Origin of the sequence: Streptomyces sp. NPDC048473 (assembly GCF_043200155.1) — a bacterium.
Taxonomy (GTDB): Bacteria; Actinomycetota; Actinomycetes; order Streptomycetales; family Streptomycetaceae; genus Streptomyces.
In genome coordinates this window covers 103,324-123,116 of record NZ_JBICXE010000002.1, presented here as the reverse complement: position 1 = coordinate 123,116, position 19,793 = coordinate 103,324, and the positions used below count along the sequence as shown (strand labels likewise).

Genomic DNA, 19,793 nt, shown 5'->3' with positions numbered 1-19,793 from the left:
AGGGGCAAAGCGTCGCTCTACGGTGCGATACCGACCCTGGGAATCGTCGGGGTCGATCCCTGAACCGCCTCGTCCCTGGGGTGGGGCAGCACCCTGACCCGCTCCTGCTTCCGGCGGCGCAGCCGCGCCCGGCACATGGGTACGACCAGCAGATGGGCGAGGGCCACGCCGGTGGTGTTCAGCAGCAGCGAGTCGACGTCGACGACCTGCCCCGGCACTCCGGTCTGCGCCAGTTCGATGGCCAGCGAGATCAGCGCCCCCGCCGCGACGGTACGGGCCAGCGAGGCCCACGGGGAGACGAACAGCCGGCCCCCGGCCATCGGCAGCAGCAAGCCGAGCGGGGCGAGCAGCAGCAGCCCCTCACCGATCCGGCGGACGGCCTCGACCGGGCCGAGGGACAGGTCCGCTCTGATACCGGCGAACGGTTGAAGATTCGAGGCGGTCATCCACGGCACATCGAGCGGGCGCAGCGTCAGCCACCCGACAAACAGCAGATGCGCGAGGAGGAGAGAGACCCCGGCCGCGCGGAAGCGGATGACAGCTTGACTGCCCGAACCTTGACGCACGCCCCCCAAGACGCGCCGAGCGGCAGGATCGGTTCCGCCCAGCCAGAACCAAGCCCGGCCCCAGGCAAAATCCAGCCCGTCCGGCGTTTGACGGCGAAACGGCGCTCGGCTGTCCGGACCGAACCCGGTCCAGACCCAGCCCGTCCGGCGCTTGAGGACAGAAGAACCGGCCGCCGGACGCACCCGGCCCCCCGGCCCCGCCGCCTCAGACCCCCGGCCCCGCCCCCAGCGTCGGTACCGCCTTCGGCCTGGCCTTCGTCTCCGAGGTGCACAGATACCCGCGCGGTGCATAGGCCCCGGGCCCGCCCAGCACCACCGTGCCGTCCGGGGCGAGCGACTCGCTCTCCGCGTACGTACACACGATCTGCGCCAGTGCCTCGGACGGCAGGTCCTCCGGCTGCTCGCTGAGCCGCAGCGTGCCCTGACGGTCGCCGCTGCGGGCCGCGCTGATCTGCAGGGTCGCCGGGACGGTCGTGGAGAACCCGGCCTGCCGCTCATCCACGGGCGGCTTCTGCTCCAGCTCGTCCAGGAGCGCCTGCGCGATCCGGACCCGGTCCGACTTCGTCTCGCCGACCTGGACCGTGCGGTCCACCGTGACCAGCTGCGAGGAGCAGACCAGATAGATCTGTACGGGGATGCCCTGGAGGGCCTGGGTGGCGACGTCCTCCGCGGACATCGAGCACGGCACCTGGGACGGTGCGGCCCCGGCGTCCACCGGCACGGAGGTGGTCCTGATCCCGCAGCCCGCGGCCAGCACGGCCGCGATCACGGCACCGGTCAGCGCCACGGCCGAACGGCGTGCCCGGCGGTTGCTGCCCATCACGTCGCGTCGCCCTCCTCGTCCTGGACCCCCGCGTCGTGATCCCCGGCGGAACGGGTGAGCGGCTCGGCATCGCGCGGCAGCCGCAGTACGAACACCGCGCCGTCGCCGTCCGGCGAGTTCGCGGCCGTGATGTCACCGCCGTGGATGTGCGCGTTCTCCATGGCGATCGACAGACCGAGACCACTGCCCTCGGAGCGCGGGCGGGAGGCGCTGGCCTTGTAGAACCGGTCGAAGACATGCGGCAGGACGTCCTCGGGGATACCGGGGCCGTGGTCGCGGACCTCGATGACGAGTTCGTCGCCCTCGGTCCGTACGGAGACCCGTACCGGCGAACCACCGTGCTTGAGCGCGTTGCCGATCAGATTCGCCAGGATCACATCGAGCCGGCGTGGGTCGAGGCGGACCATCATGCCGCGCTCGGCGTCCAGGTCCACCGCGTCCAGCCAGGCGCGGGCGTCGATGCAGGCGGTTACCTGGTCGGCGACATCGACCGTGTCGAGGACGAGCCGGGCCGTACCCGCGTCGAAGCGGGTGACCTCCATCAGGTTCTCCACCAGGTCGTTCAGCCGCCTGGTCTCGCTGACCACCAGATGCACGGCGGGCGCGATCATCGGGTCGAGGCTGTCGGCCTCGTCCTCCAGAACCTCGGCGACCGCCGTGATCGCGGTGAGCGGGGTGCGCAGTTCGTGCGACATGTCGGCGACGAACCGGCGGCTGGACTCCTCCCGCGCGCTCATGTCCGCGACCTTCTTCTCCAGCGAGCCGGCGGTCCTGTTGAACGTACGGGAGAGATCGGCGAGTTCATCGGTGCCGGACACCACGAGCCGGGTGTCGAGTTTGCCCTCGCCGAGCTTGCGCGCGGCGTCACCGAGCCGCTGCACGGGCCGCAGCACGGTCGTCGCAGCGGCCTGCGCGAGCAGCGCCGAGCCGACCAGGGCGAGTCCGGTGGCGATCCCCAGCGACCAGGCGAGGGAGTTCAGATCCTGCCGCTCCTGGTCGAGCGACTTCAGCATGTAGCCGGTCGGGCCACCGCCGATGATCTTCGTACCGCCCACCAGATACGGCGTACCGCGGATGCTGGTCCGCTGCCAGAACAGGTGGTACTCGTACTTGTTGCCCGCCTCCACCGGCTGCTTCTTGTTGACAGCCTTCTGCAGCGACGGCGGCACATTGTCGAGCGTGAAGGTGTCCAGATCGGAGTTGCCGACGATCGGCTTGCCGGTGTCGCGCTCGTCGACCAGCAGCACGCTGTAGCCGGGTGAGCTGCTCGCCATCTGCACGGCGGCGTTCTGCAGATCGTCCTTGGTGGGCCGCAGCGGCAGCGAGGCCGCCCGGTTCTGCATCTCCTGGCGGAAGTCCCCGAGCGCCGAGTCCTGGGTACGCGTCAGTACGGCCTCGCGGTTCAGCCAGTACGCGATCCCCGAGGCGGACACCGCGGCGGTCAGCGCCACCAGCGCGAACACGACGACGAGACGCAGTCGCAGACTGGTCCAGCGAAGCCCGGTGAGCAGACTCCGTTTGGCGGCATCGCTCACTGAGGCGAATCCAGCCGGTAGCCCACACCCCGAACGGTACGGATCAGGGTCGGCGAGGACGGTACGTCCTCCACCTTGGCGCGCAGCCGCTGGACACAGGCGTCCACGAGCCGGGAGTCACCGAGGTAGTCGTGCTCCCAGACCAGCCGCAGCAGCTGCTGCCGCGACAGGGCCTGGCCCGGCCGGCGGCTCAGCTCCAGCAGGAGTCGCAGCTCGGTCGGCGTGAGCTGCAGATCCTCGCCGTTCTTGGTCACGGTCATCGCGGAGCGGTCGATCACCACGTTCCCGAAGGACGCGGAGTCGGTGGACTCGCGCTCACCGCGGCGCAGCACGGCCCGGATACGGGCGTCGAGCACCCGGCCCTGCACGGGTTTCACCACATAGTCGTCGGCACCGGACTCAAGTCCGACCACGACGTCGATGTCGTCGCTGCGCGCGGTCAGCAGAATGATCGGCAGTTGGTCGGTGCGCCGGATGCGCCGGCACACCTCGAAACCGTCGATGCCGGGCAGCATCACATCCAGCACGATCAGATCCGGCCGCTGCTCACGCAGCAGTTTGAGGCCGTCCTCTCCCGTCGCCGCGGTGGCCACACGGTGGCCCTGGCGTGACAGCGAGAGTTCGAGGGCCGTGCGGATGGCGTCGTCGTCCTCGATCAGCAACAGGAAAGGCACGCTGGTCATTCTGACCCATGGTGGAGCCCCAGTTCGACAGTTGGCGCCGACTCATACATAGGGAACACCGGCGACGCACCGACAACAGGCCCTGTGACAGGGCTGTGACAGTCGGCGGACAGCGTGATGAAACTGCCCCGGCAAGCTCATTGGCACAAGGAACGAACGGACTCCACCGATGGGGGGCGCGAGATGAACGCGATTCACAGCACCACCGCAAGCGCAGTTGTCACGCGTCTCCACGATGTCGGCCGGAGCACCGAGAAGTCCGGCGCTGCGAACGGGCGGGGGTGCGTTCGTGGCGCCGGGCGTCAGCACACGTCGTACATGACGGTGGTTGACGCACCTGTGGGGGCCAACGGGGGAAACATCGGGGGAGCCGCGTACGGGGAGGCCATGGGGGAGCGGAAGTCCCCGGCGCAGGCCGACGACGCCGATACGGCGTTCACGGCCTACGTCCGGGAGCGCCGCGCCTCCCTGTACGCAACCGCCTACCACCTGACCGGAGACCGGTTCGAGGCCGAGGATCTGCTGCAGAGCGCCCTCTTCTCGACGTACCGGGCGTGGGACCGGATCAGCGACAAGGCGGCGGTCGGCGGCTATCTGCGCCGCACCATGACCAACCTGCACATCAGCGCCTGGCGCAGGCGCAAGCTCAACGAGTACCCGACCGAGGAACTGCCGGAGACGGCGGGCGACACGGACGCGATGCGCGGCACGGAACTGCGCGCCGTGCTCTGGCAGGCGCTGGCGCGGCTGCCCGAACTCCAGCGCACGATGCTGGTCCTGCGCTACTACGAGGGCCGCACCGATCCGGAGATCGCGGCCATCCTCGACATCAGTGTCGGCACGGTGAAGTCCAGCATCTGGCGGTCGCTCCGCCGGCTGCGCGAGGACGAGGTCCTCAGCTTCGGCCGTGACGAGGAGGAGTCCTTCGGCGAGCTGGTGGCCTGAGGGGACGGGGGGTACGGGGGAACGGGGGAACGCTGCGGGGTCGGACGGGCCGGGGGGTCCAGTCCGGCCCCGTTGGCGTGTGTGCGGGGAGGGTTGGGGTGGAGGTGGGCTGCTGCGCGGGGCCTGTTCCCCTCCCCGCCCCTTTTCCCGAACCCGGGGCTCGGCCCCGGACCCCGCGCCTCAAACGTCGGCGAGGCTGGATTGCACGCTGCATCGGCAAAGTCCGGCCTCGGGCGGAATTCACGCCGCACCCGGCAAGATCAAGCCCCTCCGGCGATTGAGGAGCGGGGGTCCGGGGCGGAGCCCCCGGTTGCGGGAAGACCGCTACACCGTCCCCCGCGCCGCAGGCGCCCTCCGGCACCGCCCCGCCGCCGCGGCGGCCAGCCGTCCCAGTGCCTCCTCCTTGCCGCACGGATACGCACCCAGCGCCGTCTGCCGCGCCACGATCCGCCGTTCCGCCCGCATCAGCCGCCATCCCCGCCGCAGCAGGAACGGCACCGACTTCCGTCCCTCACGCAGATCCCGCAGCAGCCGACGGCGGAACGTCGTCGACGGACGGCCGCGCAGGCACAGCGCGTCGGCGAGTACGCCCAGCTCCTGGCACCGTTCGACTATGTCCGCCGCGAAGACCCCCTCGGCCACGAACAGCGGTGTGCGGTCGATGTGGAGGGCCTCCCGGTCGACCCGGGAGCTCGTGGCGATGTCGTACACCGGGACGTTCGTACGTCCCGTGCGGCACAGCTCCATGATCGCGGCGACCGCCGCATCGGCGTCCCAGGACTGTGCGGAGTCCCAGTCGATGTCCGTACTGCCGGGAACGAGCGGCAGCGTGGGGTCCTCACCCTCCTTGTAGAAGTCGTCCAGGCGCAGCACCGGCAGGTCGGTGCGGGCGGCGAGGGAGGACTTGCCGGAGCCGGATGGGCCGGCGAGCAGCACGACGCGGGTCGGGATCGATTGGGAATTCACAGGACACGAGTGTGAGGCATTGACCCGCGCAGGGGATCCCCCGGTGCCTGTGTTGGTATCGAGCATCACACCTCAACTACTCTACGCACTCAGATGGTTACTCGATCGTCTCGATCAGGTGGGAACTCCATGGCACGTCACGCACTTTCAAAGTCCCGGCGCCGCGCCCTGCTGCGGGCAGGTCTGACCGTCACCGCGGTGGGTGCCGCACTCGGTGCGGGGGGTGCGGCGGCCCAGGCGGCGCCGTTGCCCCTCGCGCCGGCCGCGGGCGCCGACAGCAGCCTCGGCGGGGCCGGCGAGGTCGGTGAGGCGACCGGGGCGCTCGGGCACTCGCTCAAGAACGGTATCGAGCCGGTGACGCAGCTGCGCCTCGACCCGCTGGCCGGTACGGGCGTGGACCCGCTGGACAACGAGGTGGGGACGCAGATCGCCGACTTCAAGCCGCTCTCCACGGCCGCTGTCACCGGCCCGGTGACCAGCGGGGGCGCGCTGAAGGACCTGCCGGTGGTGGAGCAGGTGGCAGGGGCACTGCACGGCTGAGGCGGACACGGGCAGGGGTGCGGACACCTGCACGGACACGGCCCGCTCCTCCGGGGTGCCGGAGGAGCGGGCCGTCGTCACGTGGTCAGTACGAGGACCCCGAGGTGCCCAGCGCGCCCGTCGGGTGCCAGACCGTCTTCGTCTCCAGGAAGGCCGTCAGGCGGTGGGTGCCCGGATCGGCCGACCAGTCGAAGGCGCCGCCTTCGTCCACAGGCTGTGGCCGGAGGACTCGCTTGAGGTTGTCCGCCGCCGCGATCTCCAGCTCCTTCGCCAGAGCGGCGTCCGCACCCGTGAGGTCGATGGCGTTCACGTCCTGGTGGGACGCGAGCGGTGCCGCGATCTCCGCCGTCTTCCCGGACAGGATGTTCACCACGCCGCCCGGCAGGTCGGAGGTGGCCAGCACCTCGCCCAGGGACAGGGCAGGCAGCGGGGAGTCCGCCGAGGCGATGACGACCGCCGTGTTGCCGGTCGCGATCACCGGGGCGATCACCGAGACCAGGCCCAGGAACGAGGACTCCTGGGGCGCCAGCACCGTGACCACACCGGTCGGCTCGGGCGTGGACAGGTTGAAGAACGGCCCCGCGACCGGGTTCGCCCCGCCCACGACCTGGCCGATCTTGTCGGTCCAGCCCGCGTACCAGACCCAGCGGTCGATCGCCGCGTCCACGACGGCCGCCGCCTTGGACTTCGACAGGCCCTCCGCGTCCGCCACTTCCCGTACGAACTGGTCCTTGCGGCCCTCCAGCATCTCCGCGATGCGGTAGAGGATCTGGCCGCGGTTGTACGCCGTCGCGCCCGACCAGCCGCCGAACGCCTTGCGGGCGGCCACGACCGCGTCACGCGCGTCCTTGCGGGAGGACTGGGGGGCGTTCGCCAGCCACTTGCCCTTGGAGTCCGTCACCTCGTACACCCGGCCGCTCTCGGAGCGGGGGAACTTGCCCCCGACGTACAGCTTGTAGGTCTTGAAGACGTTCAGACGGTTATCGGACATCGAGGTACGCCTCCAGGCCGTGACGGCCGCCTTCGCGGCCGAAGCCCGACTCCTTGTAGCCGCCGAAGGGCGAGGTCGGGTCGAACTTGTTGAACGTGTTGGCCCAGACGACGCCCGCCCGGAGCTTGTTCGCCACCGCGAGGATGCGGGAGCCCTTCTCCGTCCAGATGCCGGCCGAGAGGCCGTACTGGCTGTTGTTGGCCTTGGCGACCGCCTCGTCGGGCGTACGGAACGACAGCACCGACAGCACCGGGCCGAAGATCTCGTCGCGGGCGATGGTGTGCGCCTGGGTGACGTTCGTGAACAGCGTCGGGGCGAACCAGTAGCCGGAGGAGGGCAGTTCGCAGGGGGCGGACCAGCGCTCGGCGCCCTCCGCCTCGCCCGTCTCGACGAGGGCGGTGATCCGGGCGAGCTGCTCCGCGGAGTTGATCGCGCCGATGTCGGTGTTCTTGTCCAGCGGGTCGCCGAGCCGGAGCGTGGACAGCCGGCGCTTCAGGGCGTCCAGCAGCTCGTCCTGGATCGACTCCTGGACGAGCAGGCGCGAGCCCGCGCAGCAGACCTGGCCCTGGTTGAAGAAGATGCCGGTGACGATGCCCTCGACGGCCTGGTCGATCGGGGCGTCGTCGAAGACGATGTTGGCGCCCTTGCCGCCCAGTTCCAGGGTGACCTTCTTGTCCGTACCGGCGATCTGGCGGGCGATGGCCTTGCCGACCGCGGTCGAGCCGGTGAAGGCGACCTTGTTGACGTCCTCGTGCTCGACGAGGGCCGCGCCCGCGTCGCCGTACCCGGTGAGGATGTTCACGACACCCTTCGGCAGGCCCGCCTGGCGGCAGATGTCCGCGAAGAAGAGCGCGGAGAGCGGGGTCGTCTCGGCGGGCTTGAGGACCACCGTGTTGCCGGTGGCGAGCGCCGGGGCGATCTTCCACGCCAGCATCAGCAGCGGGAAGTTCCACGGGATGATCTGGCCCGCGACACCGAGGGGGCGGGGGTTCGCGCCGTAGCCGGCGTGGTCGAGCTTGTCGGCCCAGCCCGCGTAGTAGAAGAAGTGCGCCGCGACCAGGGGGAGGTCCGCGTCGCGGGTCTCCTTGATCGGCTTGCCGTTGTCGAGCGTTTCGAGAACGGCGAGCTCGCGGCTGCGCTCCTGGATGATCCGGGCGATCCGGAAGAGGTACTTGGCGCGCTCGGAGCCGGGCAGTGCCGACCACTTCTCGAACGCCTTGCGGGCCGCCTTCACAGCCCGGTCGACGTCCGCGGCGCCGGCCTGCGCGACCTCGGAGAGCACCTCTTCGCTGCTCGGCGAGACCGTCTTGAAGACCTTGCCGTCGGCCGCGTCGGTGAACTCACCGTCGATGAACAGGCCGTACGAGGGCGCGATGTCGACGACCGAGCGCGACTCGGGCGCGGGGGCGTATTCGAATGCAGATGCCATGGGGATCAGTCCACCGTCACGTAATCGGGGCCGGAGTAACGGCCGGTGCTGAGCTTCTGGCGCTGCATCAGCAGATCGTTCAGCAGGCTGGAGGCGCCGAAGCGGAACCAGTGGTTGTCCAGCCAGTCCTCGCCCGCGGTCTCGTTCACCAGCACCAGGAACTTGATCGCGTCCTTGGACGTGCGGATGCCGCCGGCGGGCTTCACACCGATCTGTACGCCGGTCTGCGCCCGGAAGTCGCGCACGGCCTCCAGCATCAGCAGGGTGTTCGCGGGCGTGGCGTTGGTGCCGACCTTGCCGGTCGACGTCTTGATGAAGTCGGCGCCCGCCAGCATGCCGAGCCAGGAGGCGCGGCGGATGTTGTCGTACGTGGACAGCTCGCCGGTCTCGAAGATCACCTTCAGCCGGGCATCGGTGCCGTCCGCCCGCGCGCACTCCGCCTTCACGGCGAGGATTTCCTCGTACACCTTGAGGTAGCGGCCGGAGAGGAAGGCGCCCCGGTCGATCACCATGTCGATCTCGTCGGCCCCGGCGGCCACGGCATCGCGGACATCCGCGAGCTTGATGTCGAGCGCGGCGCGGCCGGCGGGGAAGGCCGTCGCCACGGACGCCACCTTCACGCCGGAACCGGCCAGCGCGGCGACGGCGGTCGCCGCCATGTCGGGGTAGACGCAGACCGCCGCGGTGCGCGGGGACGTGCGGTCGGTCGGGTCGGGATTGACGGCCTTGGCGGCGAGAGCCCGGACCTTGCCCGGGGTGTCCGCGCCTTCCAGCGTCGTCAGGTCGATCATCGAGATGGCCAGGTCGATGGCGTACGCCTTGGCCGTCGTCTTGATCGAACGGGTTCCGAGGGACGCGGCGCGCGCTTCGAGGCCGACGGCGTCGACGCCGGGCAGCCCGTGCAGGAAGCGGCGCAGCGCACTGTCGGACGCGGTCGCGTCGGAGAATGCGGGAGCTGTGGTGGGCATGGTCACCAGAGGAGCATATCTACGCGCGTAGCGACCTGTACAGGGGGCCCTGTCATCCGTGCGTCGCGCGGTACCGGGGCGGCCGCCCCGGCGCCCCTTGCGCACGTCAGGCAGAATCGGGCCCATGACGAGCCCCACACCACCTGCCGAGCCGACCTACGCCGACCGGACCTTCCGGTCGCCCGCCGGGATCGTCGGGGGTGTCCTGCTGCTTCTCCTCATCTGCTGGATCGGCGGGGACGCCGTGTTCCGGGGCCACGGCCGGGTGCCATGGCTGGCACTGGCCGGGCTGCTGACCGCGGTGCCGCTGGTCGTCGCGTTCACGCTGCGGCCCGTCGTTCTCGCCAATGAGCAGCGCATCAAGATCCGTAACCCGTTCCGGACGATCACCATGCCGTGGACCGCGGTCGCGGATCTGCGGGCCGGATATTCGAGCGAGCTGTTCACCGAGGACGGCACCAAGTACCAGCTGTGGGCGGTACCGGTATCGCTGCGGCAGCGGAAGAAGGCGGCCCGGCAGCAGTCCCGGCAGGCGGTGGGCGACCCGCACGGCCGGACCTCCGTGCACGCCGACGTCCGTGACGACATGTCCCGGATGGCGACGGCCGACCGGACCATGGCGGACCTGCGGGAGCTGGTGGAGCGGGCGAAGACAAAGGCGGGCGCGGGTTCGGGGAAGTCCTCGGACTCTTCGGCGTCTTCAGTGCCCTCGGCGTCTTCGGCGGCCTCGGCGTCTTCGGTCTCGGTGCGCTGGGCGTACGAGGTGATCGCGCCGGCGGTGGTGGGCGTGGTGCTGCTGGTGGTGCTGTTCGCGACCGGCTGAGGCGGGTCGGAGTCGGAGTACGTACGCACGACGATCAGACCTCGGCGTACGAACATCCGTCGGCCTCGGCCGGAACCGGGGGAAGCCCGCACCCTGCCGGGTGCGGGGCAGCCCCGCACCCGGCCTACCCCTCGGCGACCGGCCGGTAGGTGCACACGTTCACGCCCGTGCCGCTGGTGACCGTCGAGACCAATTCGAGCGTGTGCAGCGCACCGTCGTCCGGGAAGATCGTCTTTCCGCCGCCGAGGATCACCGGCATGATCATGAGCCGGAGCTCGTCGACCAGGCCCTCGCTCAGGAGGGTGCGTACGAGCGTGGGGCTCCCCATGACCAGCAGGTCGCCGCCGTCGGACCCGCGCAGCTCCCGGAGGTGGGCGACGGCCTTGTCGCCGGGGATGCGCGTGGTGTGGTCCCAGGTCGGCTCGGAGTCGCCCAGCGTGTCGGACACGACGTACTTCGGGATGGCGTTCATCCGGTCGGCGAACGGGTCCCCGGCCCGCTCGGGCCACGCCGCGGCCATCGTCTGCCACGTGCGGCGCCCGAACAGCAGCGCCTCGGCCTTGGACAGCGCGTCGTCGAAGGCACCGCCCACCACCTCCGGGTCGAAGAACTCGTGCGACCAGCCACCGTGGGCAAAGCCCCCGTCGGTGTCCTCGTCGGGACCGCCCGGCGCCTGCACGACGCCGTCCAAGCTCATGAACTCACTGATCACGATGCGCATGGGACTCGCTCCCCATCCTGGGTTGACTGCATTGCGGGTGTACGTCAATGGAGACTGCCGCGCCGCCCCGAAATCATCGCGCCCACCCCAGGTCCGCCGCACGGCGGTGATCCGGTTCGGCGTCGGATGGCCGTGGGGCAGCGTACGCAGGGGACCAAGTCCCAGTCACTGTTTCGTCGTTGTGAGCGGGGTGGTGGTTGGGGCGGTGGCGGGGTGAGGCGCTCGCAGGCGCCGGGACGGGGCGGTCAGCACACCCAGACAGGCGATGACGAGCACGATCCCGGTCCAGCCGAGGGCGGGCAGGTGTTCGCCCACGACCAGGACCGCGAACACAGCCGCTACGGCGGGCTCCAGCAGGGACAGGGTTGTCGCGGTGCTGACGGGGATGCGGGACAGGCCGAACCCGAACAGGACGTACCCGGTGAACATCGGCACCAGCGCCATGTAGAGGCCGACGCCCGCATTCGTCCAGGAGGCGAGCAGCGGTGCGCCGGTGGCTAGCAGCACCGGCACGAGCATCAGCCCGCCGAGTCCGAACACCGCTCCCATGGACGCGCGCGAGGTGATGCCGCGGGTGATGAGGCGGTGCGCAGCCCACGCGTACACGGCGTATGTCACGCCCGCGACCAGCCCGAGTCCCACCCCGGCGACGGTCTGCCCGGCGGACCCCGCACCGGTTTCGGAACCGGCCTGCGCGGCCTCGGCCGCGCACAGCAGCACGGTGCCGGCCAGCCCCAGGGCGGCACCGGCCATCCATCGCCGGGACAGGCGCCGGCGGTCGACAATTCGCTCGATCAAGGCCGATGCCAGCGGGGCCGAGCCGATGGACACGACCGTTCCCACCGCGACACCGGCCAGATGCATGGAGGTGTAGAACGCCAGCGGGTACAGAGCCACGCCCGCTCCCCCGACGAGCACGATCCGCCACTGCGCCCTCAGCTCCGCGCGGGCCTGCGCGATGCGAGGCCCGGCCATCAGAGCCTGCAGCAGGCCACCCAGGCCCATCGCCGCGGCGCCGATCGCCAGCGGCCCCACCTGGGGTGCGAAGGTCGCCGCAGTGCCTGTGGTGCCCCACAGCACCGAGGCCAGCAGCACGGCGAGCGTGCCGGCTCCAGGTCCGGCAGCGCGCCCGGCGGTGCGCCCGGCGGCGCGCTCGGCAGTGCGCCACGCATGCCGCGTCACAGGCCGTCCACCAGGCGCGCCGCCATGACGCGTGCGCGCCGCATGCGTACGCCGTCTCCTTCGAGGCCCGCGCGCACGATGGCTCCTTCGAGCAGGAACGCCAGATGTTCCGCCATGGCGCGGGCCTTCTCGTCCTGGCCGGGCAGCAGCTCCTGGAGGTGGGCGGCGAGCAGGCTCTCGACCTCCTCCTTGTGACGGCGCACCACCGTCCGGCCCTCGTGGCCGGTGGGCAGCTCGGCGGCCGCGTTGAGCAGCCCGCAGCCGCGGAAGCCGTGTTCGTAGGCGAGATCGGCATGGTCGGCGTAGGCGTCGAAGACGGCCAGTACGGCCTCCCGCGGGCCCTGCGCGCCGGCCAGGCGCCGCTGGTAGAGGCCGAGCCACTCCTCATGCCGGGCCTGAAGGTAGGCGCTGACGAGGTCGGCCTTGGAGGCGAAGTTGTTGTAGAGGCTCATCTTCGCCACACCGGCCTCGGCGGTGATCGTGTCGATCCCTGTCGCCGCCACGCCGTCGGCATAGAACCGGCGCGCCGCGGCCTCAAGGATCCGCCCGCGCGCAGGCCCCTGCCGCCGCTTCCCCGGCTGCTTTCCGGCGGCCCTCGCTTCAGTCATGCCTGCACCTCCATGATTAGGTAGACCAGTCTACCTAATCATGTGGGGTGGCCGGGGTGATCGGCCTGGCGGGCAAAACTGATTGCGGCCGCGATCCAGTGCCTGACAAGGTGCGGTTTTCGGCGTCCCCCGCGAGGTTCCGGTGACGATCTACTTCTACGGTGCCGACGAGGTGCCCTACGGCTGCTTCTCGAACTTCTCCGACCACGGCTTGGACTTGGACGGGTGCTGGTGGCCGACCACGGAGCACTGCTTCCAGGCCCAGAAGTTCATCGGCACCCGCCACGCCGATCTCATCCGCCGCGCCCGCACGCCACTGCGGGCCGCCGAGCTGGGCCGTGACCCGTCCAAACCGCTGCGGAGGGACTGGGAGCGGGTCAAGGACGATGTGATGCGCCGCGCGGTGGCGACCAAGTTCCGTACGCACTCCGATATCCGCGGCATTCTGCTGTCCACCGGCGACGAAGAGATCGTCGAGGACACCACCACCGACCACTACTGGGGCCGGGGCAGAACCGGGACCGGCAAGAACATGCTCGGCCGGATCCTGATGCGCACCCGCAGCCGGCTCCGGGCCGAACTCGACGAAGCGCAGGAGAGCCACGGACGCCCGGCCGGACGGTGATCATCCCGCCCACAACGGCTGCCATGCGCTCGGAGAACTTCAGACCTCGGACATGGAGGACGTGTTCTCAAGGACGCCGATGGGCATGGCCGGCACGCTCCGGGTATCGGCGGGACAGAGATGTCTTCAGGAGCTCCGGCTTGCCTGTGACTGATCAGCTCACGCTCATACCACGCTCCGGCCACTGGCCGGCCTCCGCGCGCATCGCATCGATCTTCCTCGAAGCCTTCAGGAAGGTGTAGTCCGCCAGGCCATCGTCTGCGACGGAGGTTTGAGGGTCCTTTTTCATGGTCAGCTGCCGCGAGAAGCTGTCGGGATCATCCCCGAATTCATAACGAACCAGTTCCGAATCTTCAGAGATCTTTCGGAAATAAACGAGTGCAGCCACTACCATTCACCTTCGAAGTCTTCACGCTTGTTCAGTGGCACCGAGTTCTGCCAATTATACGTTTTATTGGCCACCCGATGCGCCTCCTGATATGTGGATCCGGGATTCTCCCGCAAGTAGTTGAGCTCTGCTAGCTCGTGTTCTAGGAGGAGCCTGTCTTCTGGCAGGGCGTTTCCGGATCTCAGTCGGATCCAAGCATCAGCAATCTCCGCATCGGCGTCAAATTTACGGACGACGACCTGCCCAGTCTCATAGTCTTCAATTGGATGCTCGGTGTCGAATACGTGCTTCTTTACCGCAGCAATCTCTTCCGGGGTGAAACCTGTGGTTCCGTTGTCGCGAGCCAACCCTTGCGTATGACCACTGATGGAATCAATATCTCGAGGATCGCGCATGAAGTCCGCGTACGCATCCTCGGCCCATCGAGTTTGAGCCGGATCATCCAGTATGTCGCGCGGTCGCCTGCGAGCGCCCGTAAGCCATTCGTCGGAATGCCGTAGCCCCGTACGAGCGGCGCCCTCAAGCCCCTCGCGCGCGGCGACCCGTACTCCGGCCTTGGCGCCGCCGAGGCCCTTCGTGCCGATCAGCTCCGGCAGCAGCCGACCCAGGCCTTCGGCCGGATCCTTCTTGAAACTGTCGATCAGCGCGCCAGGTATGCGCTCGGGGTGGGCGGCGGTGGAGACGAGGCCGGCCAGGGTCATGTTGACGTTCTGCGCGTATTCGCCAGGGTGGGTGAGGTTGTAGGAGTCGAGCGGGTTGAGGCCTCGCGCAAAGTTCAGAATCCCGGCTGTGCCTTTTACTGTTCGGGGTCCTGTCACAAACCGATGGCAACGCGCTTTATGGCCCCCCTTGGGGGATGCGGCTCAGCGGATGCTGCCGTCAGCGTCCTCGCTCAGCGGCAGCGAGTCGGCCGCAACCCCTGTTCGCCCGACGGCTCACCGTTTCAGGTCGGCAGGAGGTGCAGTCCGTTGGCTGTGCAGTCGCGGCAGTTGCCGGGGGTGGGGGAGCGGAAGGCGCGGTCGCAGTGGTTGCAGTTCTGGAGTGGGGTGGGTTGTTGGGTGGCGATGGTTGGGGGTGGGAGGAGGTGGGTGAGGCGGTGTCGGAGGAGTTTGGCGGGGTGTTTGAGGGGGCGGGGGAGGTCGTTGGTGAGGGTGTGGCGGATGGTGGTGGGTGTGGCGCCGCGTTCGAGCCAGGTGGCGACGGCGGGGGCGAGTTGGTGGATGTCTTTTTCGGTGAGGGTGATGTGGGGTGTGCGGCGGTGGAGGTCGGTGAGGAGGGCGATGGCTGCGTGGTGGCGTTGGGGGAGGGCGTTGTGGGGTTGGGGGAGTGGTGGGGGTGGGGGTTTGGGTGCGGTCGGGGCGGGAACGTGGGGTGGTTCGGGGTGCGGTGTGGGTACGGGCGGCGGGGCCTGGACCGGCCGGGGGCGTCGTTTGGGTGCCGGGGGCTTGTGCGGGGTCGTGGACCTGGGCTGGTTGTAGGAGCAGGTGCGGGTGATGACGCGGCCGTTGGGGAGGCGTTCGCGGGTGCGGCCCAGGTATCCGTGGGCCTCCAGCTCCCGCAATGCGGCGGCGATGCGGGCCTCGCTCTCCGGGAAGCGTTCGGTGAGGGCCTTGATGCCGATCTTTGCTCCGGCGGGGAGCGATTGGATGTGGGTGGCGAGGCCGATCGCGAGGAGGGAGAGCTCGCGGTGCTGGGCGAGGTGGTTGCCGACGACCGTGAAGCGGCTGGTGTGGCGGGAGTTGATGTGCATGACGCCGGACGACGGCGTGGCGTCCCCGGGTACGCGGGACGGGGCGCGCGAGGGCGCGCTAATCTGCTGGGTATCCATCGGGAAGCGTTCTCTTCCTCGGTGGTCAGGCCCTCGATCGGGATGCCAGTCCCGGCCGGGGGCCGACGCATGTCTGGGGTTGTGGGGTGAGCATATGCCTGCCAACCGGGCGGAAATCCAGCCGAGTTGATGATCCTCACTCGTGTGAGTGACGGGCCCCCGCGTGAGGTCGGGGTAGGGGTTGGGGTTGGGTTGGGAAGTTTCTTCTCCCAAAGCCTTGAAGGCTTTTTACGTCTGGGTCCGCCGGGGCGCGGTTCACCGGGTCGTGACAGACCGGGTCGCGACTGTCACGACCCGGTGGAAGGTGTCGCGGGCGTCGCCCCGCCAAGTAGACCGAGCCCAAACCGTTCGCGTCGTAGGCTCACCGCAGTCCGAGAAGGGGGAGCGGCATGGCCACGACGCCGGATGATCAACCGCTTGTGCCTGTGCCTGTGGCGCAAACAGTCACGTCCGGGCGGAAGCACGGGGGTTGGCGGCGGGCCTGGGAGTGGGGCAAGGAAATCGTCGTTGAGTTCGTCGGCGAGGCCATCCTGCAGGTGCTGAGCTGTCTCCTGCTGGCGGGAGCTGTTTTCGGAGCGTTCTGGGGCTGGCGCGAGAGCCCCGAACTCACCCTCGGTGCCGTGGCCGTGCTGCTGATCGGCGCCGTCGCCGCGATCGCCGCCCGGCGTCATCCCGGACCGCTTCGAGCGAGGCGGATGGGAGCGACGCTGCTGTCCGTTCTCGTCCTTCTCGCCCTCTGGTTCATCGGGTACGGAAGCAACTGCGGGTGCGTTTGACAGACGGGGGTGGCAGCAACCGTTCGAGCGCGCCAACCAGGCCAGTGCCGCGTCAGGCAACGTTCGCCCTGGTTGACTACCTCGGGGAGGCGTTTGTCGTCGGCGTGCCCGCTAAGAGATGCGGTTCTGCCCCGAGCGCGTAGTGGTGCTGCCCCGGGTCTGCCCCGGGGGTGCTTCTCAGAGGCGGGCCGCTGTTGTGAGCATGGAGACCGGTCAGGAGGAGGGACGTATGCGCGCACAGTCCTCGCCGGAGGCGGAGTTCGCTCACGCTCAGGCAGCGCGGTCACGGCGGAGCGGCGAGCGAGACGAAGCGGCGGCGGTGAGCGCCGGACCGCCGCCGGGGGCGCTGCTCGCTCTGCAGCGCAGCGTCGGGAACGCCGCGGTCACAGCCATGATCAAGCGAGGCCGCCACGAACACGGCCCCGGGTGCGGCCCGGCCGGCTCCGGCGGGGCCGTCGGTGTCGGTGTCGTGCAGCGCGCCAAGAAGAAGGACTGGAAGCTCGGGTCGACGAGCAACGAGCTGGCCGCCGTGAAGACGGCGCACTCCAGCGGTCCACTGGTCGACACGCTGCACCACATCATTCCCAAGTCGCTCTTCCAACCGTTCCTCGCCGTGCTGACCCCCGCTCAGGAGCAGCAGATCAGCGCCACGCTGGCGCCACTCGCCCCCAAAGCGTTCGGCACGCCCGACGTCGACAAGGCCCTGAAGAACATGCCGGCCAACTTCCGCGTCGGCCCCCGGCCCGAGGACAGGACCGACGACCCGGGAGACGGCCTCGACCTGAACAAGGACGCCACGGGCAACACCACACCCCGCTCCGCCGAGCTCGAGAACGCCTTCAATTACATGACGGCCGCCATCAACGCGGGGACGGTCACCCAGGCGGACTTCGAAAGCAAGTTCCTCGGCCCGGTCGAGGAGGCGTGCAAGCTGCACGGGACCCTCGTCGACATCGACCCCGCACGCGGGACATGGCTGCAGGACAGCAGCGGCAAGTACCACATGCCTTAGTTGTATTGGGGTGTAGCTCTGACGCAGGGATTTGTTGATCAAGCTCCGAGTCTGAAGTTGTCCTGGTAGCGGGCTTGGTGGACGCGCCGGTGTTCCTGCTCGGCGTGGTAGGCGAAGTAGTCGTCGAGGTGGCCGTTGCTGTGCAGGGCGCGGAGTTTGAGTACGGCCTCGGCGCCGGCCAGGCCCCACCTTGATCCAGTGATATCGAGACGGTCACCGACGAGATGCCTGCACGCCCCCTCGATGATCCCCGTCGCGATCGGCCAGCCCTTGGTCAGTGCGGTGCCGTAGGCGAGGAACTCGCGTTTCGTGGTGAGGTAGTTGACGCAGGTCTCGGCTCCCTTGCGTTGTTCGGGAGTGAGCTTGGCCTCGTCGGCCTGGGTGATGATCTCGGCAGCGGCGTCCTGGCTCCGGCCCTGAAGGATCAACAGGGCCTTCTCGACGACCCACCGCTCGGCACCGGTGTCACCGCTGGCATGGAACGCCCAGGTCGCACGCCATAAGTACTCGACGACATGGATGATGTCGATCAAGATGTGGATCTTCGTCTTGCGGCGCTTGGCCTCGGCGCGGATGACGTCGATCTGGTGCGGGGCCCCGTCGACCAGGACCAGCCAGGTGCGGCGCCGGACGGGATCACGCTGATCGGCCTGGTCGAAGGCGTCTGTGATCACCTCCTCGGTGCCCTCGACGATCGAGCCGGTCAACCACTTGTTGAAGGCCACCGGGCCCTTGACCCGGGTTGCCTTGCCCTTCGTCTCTTCCACGCTGCCGTCGATATCGACATCGGTGCCGGTGGGGAGGGTGAACACGTCGTGGGCCTGGCGGGGGACGGGGTCGGTGTCGTAGACGGCGGCCAGGGTCGCCATCCGCTTGCGGCCCTGTTTCTCTCCGCCGGCCAGCCGGGTGGCGAAGGTGCGGCCGCCTTTACTCTCGGCGGCCTTGCGGGTCGCTTCGCGCAGGGCCTCGGGGCGCATCACCACGCCCTTGGCGTCCGAGGTGATCACGAGCAGAGTGTCATCGGTGCAGGCCACTGGGGCACGGGAGGTGTAGAAGGTATCGATGTCGCGGGCGGCACTCACGGTGTTCTCCTCGATCTGCCGCTTGCCGATCACCGACCCGCACTGCTCGGTGAGCATTGCGTGCGCGTCGTCGAATGATCCCCGTACCGCCTGCTGGACCGCGAGCTTCCGCAGCACGAGGGAGTGCCGGTTCTCGGACAGGTTCAGCTCCGCGTCGGCCGGATACAGGTTGACCGCACCTTTCGCCCGGTAGGCGATGCGCGTGACGGTGACCGTCCCGAACCGGGTGGCCAACTGGCGGGTGTGCCCCGGCTCCAGGGACCGGCGCTCGATGCCGTCCGCGCCGGTCACCGACTCCTGCCGGGTCTCGCGGGCCGCCCGCAGGTTCAGGTGTCCCTGGAGAAGGAGGCGCTGGAGCTCGCGGCCCACCACGAAGATGTGCTCCTCCAGCTCGACCTCGGACCACCCGCCCGCGCTGGGGCCCGAAAGGTCGGATATGAGGTTCTCGAGCCCGTCGCGGGATGCCCGAAACACCTCGGCGGTCTGAATATTCTCGTGCGCTTGCATCGGGCTCTCTTCTTTGTCGTCCCACGGCTTCAACACCATGGACAACGAGAGAAGAGCCCTTTCGCGCTCACCCGCCCGCGGCCGAACCGGCCCCCTGGGCCAGGACGAACACTCCCGGCGACGGCTCGATCAACCAGCCCCGCCGGGCCAGCCGCTTCAGCTTCCCGCGCAGAGCCTCGATGTGCTTCGGCTCCCCGCCCAGGCCCAGTTCCTCGCACACTGACTTGGCCCGCACTCCCCGTCCGGCAGACCGTCCGATCACGCCCAGCACATCCCGGCAGACCCGCGGCAGCACCTTCGCCGCCGCACCCGCCGAGAACTTCGGGACCTGCAGACTCCCACCCCGGACCTTCGCCTCACCGGTCACCGCCAAGGCCACCACCACGTCCTCGCTCCACTCGGCGGCCGGACCGGCCTCTTCGACCTCCAACTCCTCCTGCCACACGGCGAACGCGACATCATCGGGACGGTCCGGCCCGGCCATCACCTCCAGCACCGTCTCGCGAGCGCTCAAAAACCGCCCCGCCGCAGCCTCCTCGGCCGCCAGCTTCTCGGCGAGCACCGCCATCTCGGCCCGCAGAAGATCCGCCCGCTCCCGCGCGGCCGCCTCCCGCGCCTCAAGACGCCCCAGCACCGAACCCATCGTCATCACCTCGCCCGGAACCGTAGGAGACGACCACAACCCACCGCAGCCCAACCGACAACATCCCAGCTCAAAACTTCATCAGAGTCCCTGCGAAAGAGCTACACCCATCTAGGTTTGCCCAGACGCCAGTTGATGCGACATCACGACGA

Annotated in this window: 22 protein-coding genes; 6 read left to right on the top strand and 16 right to left on the bottom strand. The window is 69.2% G+C overall.

Annotated elements, in window-relative coordinates; all coding sequences use genetic code 11:
* Positions 1–17: 17 nt before the first annotated feature.
* The 4 genes from ACGFU7_RS03930 to afsQ1 form a co-directional block, all read right to left on the bottom strand.
* Positions 18–566 (bottom strand): VanZ family protein, encoded by a 549-nt coding sequence (locus ACGFU7_RS03930; RefSeq protein WP_393692060.1) that lies wholly within the window; start codon positions 564–566, stop codon positions 18–20.
* Positions 567–771: 205 nt separating this feature from the next.
* On the bottom strand, positions 772–1,386 hold the full coding sequence (locus ACGFU7_RS03925) for a hypothetical protein (RefSeq protein ID WP_393692847.1): 615 nt from the start codon (positions 1,384–1,386) through the stop codon (positions 772–774).
* Positions 1,386–2,924 (bottom strand): ATP-binding protein, encoded by a 1,539-nt coding sequence (locus ACGFU7_RS03920; protein WP_393692058.1) that lies wholly within the window; start codon positions 2,922–2,924, stop codon positions 1,386–1,388. Before ACGFU7_RS03920 ends, ACGFU7_RS03925 begins: the two co-directional genes overlap by 1 nt.
* The gene (gene afsQ1 / locus ACGFU7_RS03915) at positions 2,921–3,598 is read right to left on the bottom strand and encodes a two-component system response regulator AfsQ1 (RefSeq protein WP_176729344.1); all 678 of its coding nucleotides are present in this window, start codon (positions 3,596–3,598) and stop codon (positions 2,921–2,923) included. Before afsQ1 ends, ACGFU7_RS03920 begins: the two co-directional genes overlap by 4 nt.
* 192 nt (positions 3,599–3,790) lie before the next feature.
* Here afsQ1 and ACGFU7_RS03910 point away from each other — a divergent pair, with 192 nt between their 5' ends.
* The gene (locus ACGFU7_RS03910; protein ID WP_393692056.1) at positions 3,791–4,552 is read left to right on the top strand and encodes a SigE family RNA polymerase sigma factor; all 762 of its coding nucleotides are present in this window, start codon (positions 3,791–3,793) and stop codon (positions 4,550–4,552) included.
* Positions 4,553–4,876: 324 nt separating this feature from the next.
* On the opposite strand, the gene ACGFU7_RS03905 is transcribed toward ACGFU7_RS03910, so the two are convergent.
* Positions 4,877–5,584: a uridine kinase gene (locus ACGFU7_RS03905; RefSeq protein WP_393692054.1), complete on the bottom strand. Its 708-nt coding sequence runs from the start codon at positions 5,582–5,584 to the stop codon at positions 4,877–4,879.
* 63 nt (positions 5,585–5,647) lie between these two features.
* On the opposite strand from ACGFU7_RS03905, the gene ACGFU7_RS03900 reads away from it, so the two are divergent.
* Complete coding sequence (locus ACGFU7_RS03900; RefSeq protein WP_393692052.1) at positions 5,648–6,058, top strand: hypothetical protein; 411 nt, start codon at positions 5,648–5,650, stop codon at positions 6,056–6,058.
* Between the two features lie 85 nt (positions 6,059–6,143).
* Here the strand turns inward: ACGFU7_RS03900 and ACGFU7_RS03895 are convergent, their stop codons facing one another.
* The 3 genes from ACGFU7_RS03895 to deoC are packed head-to-tail and all read right to left on the bottom strand — an operon-like array spanning position 6,144 to position 9,446.
* Positions 6,144–7,049: an aldehyde dehydrogenase family protein gene (locus ACGFU7_RS03895; protein ID WP_393692050.1), complete on the bottom strand. Its 906-nt coding sequence runs from the start codon at positions 7,047–7,049 to the stop codon at positions 6,144–6,146.
* The gene (locus ACGFU7_RS03890; RefSeq protein WP_382299892.1) at positions 7,039–8,478 is read right to left on the bottom strand and encodes an aldehyde dehydrogenase family protein; all 1,440 of its coding nucleotides are present in this window, start codon (positions 8,476–8,478) and stop codon (positions 7,039–7,041) included. Before ACGFU7_RS03890 ends, ACGFU7_RS03895 begins: the two co-directional genes overlap by 11 nt.
* A gap of 5 nt (positions 8,479–8,483) precedes the next feature.
* Entirely contained in the window at positions 8,484–9,446 is a 963-nt protein-coding gene (gene deoC / locus ACGFU7_RS03885; protein WP_393692845.1) for a deoxyribose-phosphate aldolase, read from the bottom strand.
* Between the two features lie 124 nt (positions 9,447–9,570).
* Here deoC and ACGFU7_RS03880 point away from each other — a divergent pair, with 124 nt between their 5' ends.
* Entirely contained in the window at positions 9,571–10,269 is a 699-nt protein-coding gene (locus tag ACGFU7_RS03880; RefSeq protein ID WP_393692048.1) for a PH domain-containing protein, read from the top strand.
* A gap of 124 nt (positions 10,270–10,393) precedes the next feature.
* On the opposite strand, the gene ACGFU7_RS03875 is transcribed toward ACGFU7_RS03880, so the two are convergent.
* From ACGFU7_RS03875 to ACGFU7_RS03865, 3 genes are all read right to left on the bottom strand, one after another.
* Positions 10,394–10,990: a dihydrofolate reductase family protein gene (locus tag ACGFU7_RS03875; protein WP_393692046.1), complete on the bottom strand. Its 597-nt coding sequence runs from the start codon at positions 10,988–10,990 to the stop codon at positions 10,394–10,396.
* Positions 10,991–11,155: 165 nt separating this feature from the next.
* Positions 11,156–12,172, bottom strand: a complete 1,017-nt coding sequence (locus ACGFU7_RS03870; protein ID WP_393692044.1) for a DMT family transporter — start codon at positions 12,170–12,172, stop codon at positions 11,156–11,158.
* Entirely contained in the window at positions 12,169–12,780 is a 612-nt protein-coding gene (locus tag ACGFU7_RS03865) for a TetR/AcrR family transcriptional regulator (protein ID WP_393692042.1), read from the bottom strand. Before ACGFU7_RS03865 ends, ACGFU7_RS03870 begins: the two co-directional genes overlap by 4 nt.
* A gap of 142 nt (positions 12,781–12,922) precedes the next feature.
* On the opposite strand from ACGFU7_RS03865, the gene ACGFU7_RS03860 reads away from it, so the two are divergent.
* A complete protein-coding gene (locus tag ACGFU7_RS03860) occupies positions 12,923–13,405 on the top strand; it encodes an NADAR family protein (protein ID WP_393692040.1) in 483 nt (160 codons plus the stop codon).
* A gap of 154 nt (positions 13,406–13,559) precedes the next feature.
* Here the strand turns inward: ACGFU7_RS03860 and ACGFU7_RS03855 are convergent, their stop codons facing one another.
* From ACGFU7_RS03855 to ACGFU7_RS03845, 3 genes are all read right to left on the bottom strand, one after another.
* On the bottom strand, positions 13,560–13,793 hold the full coding sequence (locus ACGFU7_RS03855) for a hypothetical protein (protein ID WP_393692038.1): 234 nt from the start codon (positions 13,791–13,793) through the stop codon (positions 13,560–13,562).
* Entirely contained in the window at positions 13,793–14,611 is an 819-nt protein-coding gene (locus tag ACGFU7_RS03850) for a hypothetical protein (RefSeq protein WP_393692036.1), read from the bottom strand. The genes ACGFU7_RS03855 and ACGFU7_RS03850 overlap by 1 nt, the downstream gene beginning before the upstream one ends.
* Before the next feature lie 125 nt (positions 14,612–14,736).
* Positions 14,737–15,621 (bottom strand): helix-turn-helix domain-containing protein, encoded by an 885-nt coding sequence (locus ACGFU7_RS03845; protein ID WP_393692034.1) that lies wholly within the window; start codon positions 15,619–15,621, stop codon positions 14,737–14,739.
* A 431-nt stretch (positions 15,622–16,052) separates the two neighbouring features.
* Between ACGFU7_RS03845 and ACGFU7_RS03840 the strand changes: the two genes are divergently transcribed.
* Together ACGFU7_RS03840 and ACGFU7_RS03835 are read left to right on the top strand one after the other, a co-directional pair.
* The gene (locus ACGFU7_RS03840; protein ID WP_393692032.1) at positions 16,053–16,397 is read left to right on the top strand and encodes a hypothetical protein; all 345 of its coding nucleotides are present in this window, start codon (positions 16,053–16,055) and stop codon (positions 16,395–16,397) included.
* Positions 16,398–16,626: 229 nt separating this feature from the next.
* Entirely contained in the window at positions 16,627–17,409 is a 783-nt protein-coding gene (locus ACGFU7_RS03835) for a hypothetical protein (RefSeq protein ID WP_393692030.1), read from the top strand.
* A 38-nt stretch (positions 17,410–17,447) separates the two neighbouring features.
* Here the strand turns inward: ACGFU7_RS03835 and ACGFU7_RS03830 are convergent, their stop codons facing one another.
* Positions 17,448–18,998 (bottom strand): ISKra4 family transposase, encoded by a 1,551-nt coding sequence (locus ACGFU7_RS03830; RefSeq protein ID WP_393692028.1) that lies wholly within the window; start codon positions 18,996–18,998, stop codon positions 17,448–17,450.
* 67 nt (positions 18,999–19,065) lie between these two features.
* Positions 19,066–19,641, bottom strand: a complete 576-nt coding sequence (locus ACGFU7_RS03825) for a hypothetical protein (RefSeq protein ID WP_393692026.1) — start codon at positions 19,639–19,641, stop codon at positions 19,066–19,068.
* Between the last annotated feature and the right edge of the window lie 152 nt (positions 19,642–19,793).